The sequence below is a fragment of the Rhizobium ecuadorense genome (genome assembly GCF_001187535.1).
In the GTDB taxonomy this organism is placed as follows: Bacteria; Pseudomonadota; Alphaproteobacteria; order Rhizobiales; family Rhizobiaceae; genus Rhizobium; species Rhizobium ecuadorense.
Window position 1 is genome coordinate 1 of the sequence record NZ_LFIO01001177.1, and the last position, 221, is coordinate 221.

Sequence of the window (221 nt, forward strand, 5' to 3'; positions counted from 1 at the left end):
CAATGTCGCCTTACCCTCGATCGCGGTCTCACTGCACGCGGAGGCGGGTAACACCGTATGGGTCGTCTCGGCCTATCAGCTGGCCGTGCTTGTTGCCATTCTTCCATGTGGTGCGCTGGGTGAAATCTACGGCGCGCGGCGGGTCTTCCTGATCGGCGTCGCGCTGTTCACCGCGGCTTCCGCAGCCTGCGCCTTCGCAGGCGACCTTCCCTTACTGATCC

The 221-nt window shown here is 63.8% G+C and carries 1 protein-coding gene; it reads left to right on the forward strand.

The genetic code is table 11. The features are described from left to right. On the forward strand, nucleotides 1–221 hold a 221-nt coding region (locus tag AF337_RS25385), incomplete at both ends, for an MFS transporter (protein WP_152971179.1).